Source organism: Monashia sp. HAY1-5C (assembly GCF_056755255.1).
In genome coordinates, this window is record NZ_JBPGXG010000175.1 from 1 (window position 1) to 8191 (window position 8191).

9 protein-coding genes and 1 riboswitch are annotated in these 8191 nt (G+C 73.8%); all 9 genes read left to right on the top strand.

Going from position 1 to position 8191, the window contains the following annotated elements:
• Positions 1 to 27: 27 nt before the first annotated feature.
• On the top strand, positions 28 to 573 hold the full coding sequence (gene def, locus ACR9ZK_RS19475) for a peptide deformylase (protein WP_481343621.1): 546 nt from the start codon (positions 28 to 30) through the stop codon (positions 571 to 573).
• Entirely contained in the window at positions 570 to 1517 is a 948-nt protein-coding gene (gene fmt, locus ACR9ZK_RS19480) for a methionyl-tRNA formyltransferase (protein WP_481343622.1), read from the top strand. Before def ends, fmt begins: the two co-directional genes overlap by 4 nt.
• Positions 1510 to 3057, top strand: coding sequence for an RsmB/NOP family class I SAM-dependent RNA methyltransferase (locus tag ACR9ZK_RS19485; protein WP_481343623.1), 1548 nt, complete (start codon positions 1510 to 1512; stop codon positions 3055 to 3057). Before fmt ends, ACR9ZK_RS19485 begins: the two co-directional genes overlap by 8 nt.
• 212 nt (positions 3058 to 3269) lie before the next feature.
• Positions 3270 to 3626: a VOC family protein gene (locus ACR9ZK_RS19490; RefSeq protein ID WP_481343624.1), complete on the top strand. Its 357-nt coding sequence runs from the start codon at positions 3270 to 3272 to the stop codon at positions 3624 to 3626.
• Between the two features lie 41 nt (positions 3627 to 3667).
• The gene (gene rpe / locus ACR9ZK_RS19495; RefSeq protein WP_481343625.1) at positions 3668 to 4324 is read left to right on the top strand and encodes a ribulose-phosphate 3-epimerase; all 657 of its coding nucleotides are present in this window, start codon (positions 3668 to 3670) and stop codon (positions 4322 to 4324) included.
• A gap of 100 nt (positions 4325 to 4424) precedes the next feature.
• Positions 4425 to 4553: riboswitch (FMN riboswitch) on the top strand.
• A 120-nt stretch (positions 4554 to 4673) separates the two neighbouring features.
• On the top strand, positions 4674 to 5438 hold the full coding sequence (gene pnuC, locus ACR9ZK_RS19500; RefSeq protein WP_481343626.1) for a nicotinamide riboside transporter PnuC: 765 nt from the start codon (positions 4674 to 4676) through the stop codon (positions 5436 to 5438).
• A 12-nt stretch (positions 5439 to 5450) separates the two neighbouring features.
• Positions 5451 to 6464: a bifunctional diaminohydroxyphosphoribosylaminopyrimidine deaminase/5-amino-6-(5-phosphoribosylamino)uracil reductase RibD gene (gene ribD / locus ACR9ZK_RS19505; protein ID WP_481343627.1), complete on the top strand. Its 1014-nt coding sequence runs from the start codon at positions 5451 to 5453 to the stop codon at positions 6462 to 6464.
• Positions 6465 to 6468: 4 nt separating this feature from the next.
• The gene (locus tag ACR9ZK_RS19510; RefSeq protein ID WP_481343628.1) at positions 6469 to 7083 is read left to right on the top strand and encodes a riboflavin synthase; all 615 of its coding nucleotides are present in this window, start codon (positions 6469 to 6471) and stop codon (positions 7081 to 7083) included.
• Positions 7080 to 8191, top strand: a 1112-nt coding sequence (gene ribB / locus ACR9ZK_RS19515; RefSeq protein WP_481343629.1) for a 3,4-dihydroxy-2-butanone-4-phosphate synthase, incomplete at its 3' end; no start/stop codon positions are given. The genes ACR9ZK_RS19510 and ribB, both read left to right, overlap by 4 nt.

Here is an 8191-nt window from a genome sequence, read left to right on the forward strand (position 1 = left end):
GTCAGATGTGTATAAGAGACAGCCTCCGTGTCGATCAAGGACATCCGCCTCTTCGGCGACCCGGTGCTGCGCAGCCGCGCCGCCGAGGTCGTCGACTTCGACAAGGAGCTCCGGGTCCTCGTCAAGGACCTGGAGGACACCATGCTCGACGCTCCCGGCGCGGGCCTCGCCGCGCCCCAGCTCGGCGTCGGGCTGCGGGTGTTCACCTACTACGTCGACGGCATCCTCGGCCACCTCGTCAACCCCGACCTGCAGCTGTCCGAGGAGGAGCAGGACGGCCCGGAGGGATGCCTGTCGATCCCCGGCCTCGCCTTCGACACGAAGCGCGCCCTGTCCGTCGTGGCGAAGGGCCAGAACATGTGGGGCGAGCCCGTCGTCCTCGAGGGCACCGAGCTGCTCGCCCGAGCCGTCCAGCACGAGACCGACCACCTCGACGGCATCCTCTTCGTCGACCGCCTCGACCCCGAGGCGCGCAAGGCGGCGATGCGCGCGATCCGCGAGGCGGAGTGGTTCGCCGAGAACCCGCCGGAGGTCCGCATCAGCCCGCACTCGACGTTCGGCCGCGCGCTGTGAGGGTCGTCTTCGCCGGCACCCCCGAGGTGGCCCTGCCGAGCCTCGACGCCGTCGCCGCCTCGGGCCACGAGCTCGTCGGAGTGCTGACGCGTCCGGACGCCCCCGCCGGCCGCGGCCGCCGGCTCGAGGCCTCGCCGGTGCGTCGCCGGGCCGAGGAGCTCGGCGTGCCCGTGCTGACCCCGGCGCGGCTGGGTGAGCCGGAGCTCCTCGACGCGCTGCGTGCCCTCGCGCCCGACGCGTGTCCCGTCGTCGCCTACGGCAACCTCATCCCGCAGGCCGCTCTCGACGTCCCGACCCGGGGCTGGGTCAACCTGCACTTCTCGCTCCTGCCCGCCTGGCGCGGTGCCGCGCCGGTGCAGCACGCCATCATGGCCGGCGACGAGGTCACCGGCGCCTCGACGTTCCGCATCGAGAAGGGCCTGGACACCGGGCCCGTCTACGGCGTCATGACCGAGCCGATCCGGCCCACCGACACCGCCGGCGACCTGCTCGACCGCCTGGCCTCCGCCGGAGCGGGTCTGCTCGTCGCCACGCTCGACGGCATCGAGAGCGGGGAGCTCGTCGCGGTCCCGCAAGCGGCGGAGGGCGTGTCGCTCGCCCCGAAGATCGAGGTCGAAGACGCGCGCATCACGTGGACCCACCCGGCCACCGCCGTCGACCGCCTCGTGCGCGGCTGCACCCCCTCGCCGGGAGCGTGGACGACGTTCCGTGGCGAGCGGTTCAAGCTCGCCCCCGTGACGCCGGTCGCTCCCGGCGAGGTCCCCGACGAGGAGACGCTGCCACCGGGCCGGCTGCTCGTCACGAAGCGGGCCGTCTTCGTCGGTACCGGCACGGTGCCGGTCCGTCTCGGCACCGTGCAGGCCCACGGCAAGAAGCCGATGCCTGCCGCCGACTGGGCCCGCGGGAGCCGCGTCGGGGCGGGGGAGGTGCTCGGCGGTGAGTGACGAGCAGACCGGGCGCGACGTGCCCGACCGGCCCGACCGGCCTGACCGGCGAGGGGAGCGCCAGCGTCCGCCGGCGCGCAGTCGCTCGGCCCAGCACCGGTCCTCGCAACGCCCGTCCGAGCGCGCTCGCCGCACCGACCCGGCGCGCCTGGCCGCCTACACCGTCATGCGCGACGTCGCGCAGGGTGCCTACGCCAACCTCGCGCTGCCGAAGCACCTGCGCGAGAAGCGGATCAGCGGCCGTGACGCCGGTTTCGCCACCGAGCTCGTGTACGGGGCGACGCGTCTGCGCGGGCTCTACGACGCCATCGCGGCCGTCGCCGCCGACCGCCCCGTCGACAGGATCGACCCGCGCGTCCTCGACACCATCCGCCTCGGGGCGCACCAGCTGATCGGCATGCGGGTGCCGACGCACGCTGCTGTCGACGAGACGGTCGCCCTCGCGCGGCAGGTGAACGGGGCCGGGGCGGCGGGGTTCGTCAACGCCGTCATGCGCCGGATCAGCGAGCGCGACCTCGACGCGTGGCTCGAGGCGGTGACGGCCCGCACCACCGACCCGGTCGAGGCGCTCGCCGTCCGCACCTCGCACCCCGCCTGGGTCGTCAAGGCGCTGCGCGCCGCGCTCATCGGTCACGGAGCCGCGACGGCCTCCGACGTCGACGAGCCGCTCGCGGCGCTGCTCGCCGCCGACAACGCACCGCCCCGCGTCGCGCTCGTCGCCCGGCCGGGCCTGAGCACCGTCGAGGAGCTCGTCGACGCCGGCGCCGAGCCGTCGTGGACGAGCCCGGTCGGGGCCGTGCTGCCCGAGGGTGACCCCGGCGCTCTGGCGGCGGTCCGGCAGGGGCGGGCCGCCGTGCAGGACGAGGGCTCGCAGCTGCTCGCGCTCGCCCTGGCCGCGGCCGAGGTCACCGACGATGCGGCGGCCGACGAGCGGTGGCTCGACCTGTGCGCCGGGCCGGGTGGCAAGGCCGGGCTCCTTGCGGCCATCGCCGTCCAGCGGCGGACTCCCTTCGTGGCCAACGAGGTCAGCGACCACCGCGCCGACCTCGTGCGCCAGACCCTCGACGCGGCGCGCGCCGCAGCCGCCGACGCCGGCACGACGGTCGAGGTGCGCCACGGTGACGGCCGCGACGTCGGCGACGACGAGCCGGGCCGGTACAGCCGGGTCCTCGTCGACGCGCCCTGCACCGGCCTCGGCGCCCTGCGTCGCCGCCCCGAGGCGCGGTGGCGCCGCAGCCCGGGCGACGTCGCCGCGCTCGCCGGCCTGCAGCGTGAGCTGCTCGCGTCGGCCATCGACGCCACGGCCCGGGGCGGCCTCGTCGCCTACGCCACGTGCAGCCCGCACCTCAACGAGACGCGGTTCGTCGTCACCGACGTGCTGAAGAAGCGCGACGACGTCGAGCTCGTCGATGCCCGTGACCTGTTCCGCGACGCGTCCGGTCGTCGGCTCGACGGCCTCGGCGAGGGACCTTTCGTCCAGCTCTGGCCCCACGTCCACGGCACCGACGCGATGTTCCTCGCCCTGCTGCGTCGGCGCTGAGCGCGGACCCGCAGGTGCGCCCCAGGTGCGCGCGTCCGCCAGAGGCGCACACCTCTGCCGCCAGTGCTGCACCCTTCCGCCAGAGGTGCGCCGTGCAGCGGCCACTCCTGCCGCAAGCGCGCACTCCTGTCGGTGACGCTTTCGAGTCGACCGTGCAGCCGCCCGCCCGCTGCGGACGCCGAACGTCCGGAACTGCCGCTACGGTCCGGGTCATGGCCATCGCCCGCTATCCCAGCTTCGTCATCGACTGCCCTGACGCGGCCGCTCTCGCAACGTTCTACGGTGCCCTGCTCGACTGGTCGGTCGAGGTGTCCGACGGGTGGGGCGAGGTGCGCGCCGAGAACGGCCAGTGCATCTGCTTCCAGCAGGTCGAGGGCTACCAGGCCCCGGAGTGGCCCGGCCAGCAGGTGCCGCAGCAGATGCACGTCGACGTCGTCGTCGACGACCTCGACGCCGCCGAGCCCGACGTCCTCGCCCTCGGTGCGACGCGGCACGACCATCAGCCCGGCACGAGCTTCCGGGTTTTCCTCGACCCGGCCGGCCACCCGTTCTGCCTCTGCGTGGACTGACGCCCCGCGGCCGCGCCTGGGACGGCCCCTAGGCTGTGCGCGTGCAGATCTCCCCGAGCATCCTGTCCGCGGACTTCGCCAACCTCGAGTCCGAGCTGCGCCGCATCGGCAACGCCGACTGGGCCCACGTCGACGTCATGGACGCCCACTTCGTGCCCAACCTGACCCTCGGCCTTCCCGTCGTCGAGGCCCTGCTCAAGGTCAGCCCGGTCCCGGTCGACGCGCACCTGATGATCGAGGACCCCGACCGGTGGGCGCCGATGTACGCCGAGGCCGGCTGCCAGTCGGTGACCTTCCACGTGGAGGCGGCACGGGACGCCCGCGCGCTGGCCCGGACGCTGCGGGCGGCCGGTGCCCGCGCGTCGATGGCGATCAAGCCGGGTACGCCGTTCGCGCCGTACGAGGACCTCCTTCCCGAGCTCGACATGGTCCTCGTCATGACCGTCGAGCCCGGGTTCGGCGGCCAGTCGTTCATGGCCGACCAGATGCCCAAGGTCGCGCAGGTGCGCGAGGCCGTGCGGCGGCACGGCGGCGAGATCTGGGTGCAGGTCGACGGTGGCGTCAGCGCTGACACGATCGAGCAGTGCGCCGAGGCCGGTGCCGACGTGTTCGTCGCCGGATCGGCCGTCTACGGGGCCGAGGACGCGGCCGCCGCGGTCGAGCAGCTGCGCCTCCTCGCCGAGCGCCACCGCCACTGACCCCTCGGTCGCCGGTCCCGCGCGGTCCCGCGAAGACCGTGGTCGGCGTCACCGTGGACGCCGGGTGCAGGGCAGCGTTGGCCGGGTGCATACTGGGGGGCACGTGCTCCGGGGTCGGTGTAATTCCGAGCCGGCGGTTACAGTCCGCGACCCGACCGCATCCAGCGGCCGGTTGACCTGGTGAGATTCCAGGACCGACGGTGAAAGTCCGGATGGGAGGCAGCACGAGACAGGCCGTCGACGGCCGGTGAGCGCGCACCCGTGAGGTCCGCGCCAGCCCGACCGGACCTGTGGAGTACCCCCGGAGTTCGTCCGACACACACCACGAACCTCCGAGGACGAACACCACATGGTCACACTCGCAGCAGCGGGCGCATCGCAGAACCTGTTCCAGCAGGTCCTCGACGCCGCCATCCCCATCGGTCCCTACCAGCTGCACTGGACCGAGCTCGTCGGCGTCCTCATCGGCGTCGCGTCCGCCTACCTCGGGATGAAGCGCCTCGTCTGGGCCTGGCCCGTCGGGATCGTCGCCAACATCCTGCTCTTCTTCGTCTACACCGGCGCCCTCTTCGGTGCCGACCAGCGCATCCCGCTCTTCGGCCAGGCCGGCCGGCAGATCTTCTTCATCGTCACGAGCGTCTACGGCTGGTGGCGCTGGAGCCAGGTGCGCCGGCTCAACCACGCCGGTGACGCGTCTGGGGTGGCCATCACCCCGCGCTGGGCCACCGGGCGCGAGCGCACCGTGTCGGTCGCGTTCTGGCTCGTGGGCACCGTCATCGCCGCGCAGGTCTTCCGGATGCTGTCCGAGGCCGCCCCCAACCCGTTCTGGACGCCGCAGTGGTGGTTCTTCTGGTGCGATGCGTGGATCTTCGTCGGCTCGATCGTCGCCACGTACGCGATGGCCCGCGGCTGGAACGAGTTCTGGCTCGCGTGGATCGCCGTCGACCTCGTCGGGGTGCCGCTCGGTTTCGCCACCGACTACGTGCCGACGTCGGTGCTCTACATCTTCTACGGCCTGTTCGTCGTCTACGGCTTCCTCCAGTGGGTCAAGGTGACTCGCACGAGCGACCGCGTCGACGTCGAGCCCGACCTCACCCCCGCCAAGACCGGCTGACCGGAGCACCACATGCGTGACACGGTGGCCACGGCCTGGATGCGGCGAGCACTCCACCTCGCCGCGTCCGGCCCGTGGCCCGACCCCAACCCGCGCGTCGGCTGCGTCCTCGTCGCACCCGACGGCACCGTCGCCGGGGAGGGGTTCCACCACGGGGCCGGGACGCCCCACGCCGAGATCGACGCCCTCGCCGACGCGGGGGAGCGCGCCGTGGGCGCGACCGCCTACGTGACGCTCGAGCCGTGCGCCCACCACGGGCGTACCGGGCCCTGCGCGGCGGCCCTCGTCGAGGCCGGCGTGGCCCGGGTCGTCTTCGCCCAGAGCGACCCGAACCCCGACGCCGCCGGCGGGGCCGAGCACCTGCACGCGGCCGGGGTCGAGGTCACCGGTGGGCTGCTCGCCGACGAGGCGGCCGAGCTCAACGCCCGCTGGGCGCGCACGGTCGCGCTCGGCCGCCCCCTCGTGACGTGGAAGTTCGCCGCCACGCTCGACGGGCGCAGCGCCGCCGCCGACGGCACGAGCCGGTGGATCACCGGTCCGGGCGCCCGGGCCGACGTGCACCGGCTGCGCTCGACCCGTGACGCGGTCCTCGTCGGCACCGGCACCCTCCTCGCCGACGACCCGCGTCTGACCGTCCGCGACGCGTCGGGCACCGACGTCCCCGTCCAACCGCTCCGCGTCGTCATGGGCCTGCGCGACGTGCCCGCCTCCGCGGCCGTGCACGCCGGGCCCGGCGACGTGCTGCACCTGCGCACGCGTGATCCCAAGGAGGCCTTGGAGCGGCTGTGGGACAAGGGGATCCGTGACGTCTGGCTCGAGGGAGGGCCGACGCTCGCGGGTGCCTTCCTCGCCGCTGGGCTCGTCGACGACGTCTACGCCTATCTCGCGCCGGCCCTCCTGGGGTCCGGTCCGACCGCCGTGGCCGACCTCGGGGTCGGCACGGTCGCCGACACCCTCCGCCTGCACACCACGGACGTGACGCTCGTCGACGGAGACGTGCGCATCCACGCCACCACCAAGGAGTAGTCCCATGTTCACCGGAATCGTCGAGGAGCTCGGCACCGTCGCGGCCATCGAGCACGGCGCGGACTCCGCCGTGCTCCGCATCACCGGTCCGCTCGTCGTGTCCGACGCCGTGCACGGCGCCTCGATCGCCGTCAACGGCGTGTGCCTGACCGTGACCGAGCACGACGCCGAGGGCTTCGCCGTCGACGTCATGGCCGAGACTCTCCGCCGCAGCTCGCTCGGCGCGCTGCGCGCGGGCGAACGCGTCAACCTGGAGCGCGCCATGCCCGCCGACGGACGCTTCGGCGGCCACGTCGTGCAGGGTCACGTCGACGGCACCGCGACGATCACGGGGCGCACGCCCGGCGACCGCTGGGAGACCGTCGAGCTGACGCTCCCCGCCGACCTCGCCGGCTACGTCGTCGAGAAGGGCTCGATCACGGTCGACGGCGTCTCGCTCACGGTCGCGTCGGTCACCGACGATGCCTTCACCGTCTCGCTCATCCCGACGACGCTCGCACTGACGACCCTGGGGCACAAGGGAACCGGCGAGGTCGTCAACCTCGAGGTCGACGTCATCGCCAAGTACGTCGAACGTCTGCTTCGGTACCGACCGGCCGGCGAGGAGGTCGCGCCATGAGCGGCCTGTCGACGGTCGAGGAGGCCCTCGACGCGCTGCGCGCCGGCCGGCCCGTGCTCGTCCTCGACGACGAGGACCGCGAGAACGAGGGCGACCTCGTGCTGGCCGCCGCGACCGCCACCGAGGAGTGGATGGCATGGACGATCCGGCACTCGTCGGGTTACCTCTGCGCGCCGGTACCGGACGCCGTGGCGGACCGCCTCGACCTGCCCCTCATGGTCGCCGAGAACCGCGACCCGCTCCGGACGGCCTACACGGTCTCGGTGGACGCCGCGTCGGGGGTCACGACGGGGATCAGCGCGGCCGACCGCCTGCGCACCGCGCAGGTGCTCGCGGACCCCGCGTCGACTCCCGCGGACCTCATCCGCCCCGGACACATCCTGCCGCTGCGCGCCCGACCGGGAGGCGTGCTGACGCGAGCCGGGCACACCGAGGCCGCGGTCGACCTGACGCGCCTGGCCGGCCTCGAGCCCGTGGGCGTCATCGGTGAGCTGGTCCACGACGACGGCCGGATGATGCGCTTCGACGCCGTCGTGGCGCTCGGCCGGGAGTTCGGTCTGCCGGTCGTCACCATCGAACAGCTCGTCGAGCACCGCCAGCGCCACGACCGCGTCGAGCGGCTCGCCACGACCCGGATCCCCACGGTCCACGGCACCTTCACCGCGCACGGCTATCGCGACACCCTGACCGGCGACGAGCACGTCGCGCTCGTCAGTCCCCGCGGCCTGCAGGGTCTCACCGGGACCGGCCCGGTGCTGACCCGGATGCACTCCGAGTGCCTGACCGGCGACGCCTTCGGCTCGCTGCGCTGCGACTGCGGTCCGCAGCTGCAGGCGTCGCTGTCGCGCGTCGGCGCCGAGGGGGGCGTCGTCGTCTACCTCGGCGGGCACGAGGGGCGCGGTGTCGGGCTCGTCGACAAGCTGCGGGCCTACGCCCAGCAGGACCGGGGCGCCGACACCGTCGACGCGCAGACCGCGCTCGGGCTGCCGGTCGACGCGCGCGAGTACGCCGCCGGCGCCGCCATGCTGCACGACCTGGGGGTGGAGGCCGTCGTGCTGCTGACGAACAACCCGCGCAAGGTCCAGGCGTTGCGCCACCTGGGCCTCGA

What these genes read in the sequence shown, in the direction of transcription:
- ACR9ZK_RS19490 (WP_481343624.1), top strand. Translation starts at nt 3,270, where the DNA reads ATGGCCATCGCCCGCTATCCCAGCTTCGTCATCGACTGCCCTGACGCG.
- pnuC (WP_481343626.1), top strand. Translation starts at nt 4,674, where the DNA reads ATGGTCACACTCGCAGCAGCGGGCGCATCGCAGAACCTGTTCCAGCAG.
- ribD (WP_481343627.1), top strand. Translation starts at nt 5,451, where the DNA reads ATGCGTGACACGGTGGCCACGGCCTGGATGCGGCGAGCACTCCACCTC.
- ACR9ZK_RS19510 (WP_481343628.1), top strand. Translation starts at nt 6,469, where the DNA reads ATGTTCACCGGAATCGTCGAGGAGCTCGGCACCGTCGCGGCCATCGAG.